The organism is Vibrio sp. 378, from assembly GCF_033339435.1.
The window spans coordinates 1-770 of record NZ_JAWOUO010000421.1; the positions used below are offsets into that span (position 1 = coordinate 1).

1 protein-coding gene is annotated in these 770 nt (G+C 50.3%); it reads right to left on the bottom strand.

The annotated features are described in order from the left end of the window. Positions 1 to 770: 4-alpha-glucanotransferase (gene malQ / locus R7Q48_RS26695; RefSeq protein ID WP_318133243.1), on the bottom strand; the 770-nt coding region annotated here is incomplete at both ends.

Here is a 770-nt window from a genome sequence, read left to right on the forward strand (position 1 = left end):
GCTCGCCTGTGCGCGAACTTCTGTAAGGCGTCTAGAAATGCGATTCACGTCTTCACGACTGAAGATTTCATCTAGGTTCATCGACAGCTTACGACGCCAGTTTGGATACTCATCCACCGTGCCAGGAATGTTGACCGGTTGATCCATTTCTAGCCAGTCTTCAAGCTGAACGCTAAGCAGTGCAGAATCACCCGCAGCAACGTGCAATTGAAGCGCTTCGCTTAGGTATGAATCCATTGGTACGAACTGCGCATCATGGCCAATGCCTTCTGGCAAGTAACCGTGCCAACGAACGCTGTCTAGGATGCCTTGTTTGCACTTCAAACGGTCAGCGAATAAGCCTTCCAACTGTTTTTCATCTGGGTACAGACCAATCTCACGACCCATTTTCAAGTCATCGCAGTGCCAGAAACCGCGTAGGGTTGGCATGTCGTGCGTACACAATGCCGCCATAGACTGCTCTGCGTAATGTTTAGGAGAAATGAAGCCGCCGTCCTCTTTTGAGGTTTCGAAGAAGAAGACTTTGTACGAATGCACGCCCGCATCACGTAGGATATCAACGATTTCATCTGGCACAGTACCTAAGTCTTCACCAATCACAGAGCACTGATGACGGTGTGACTCAAGCGCTAGGATTGCGAGCATGTCTTCCACTGGGTAGTACAAGTACGCGCCTTCTGTCGCTTTCTCGCCTTTTGGAATCCACCATAGACGCAATAGGCCAAGTACGTGGTCGATACGCAGCGCACCACAATGCTTCATGTTGGCAC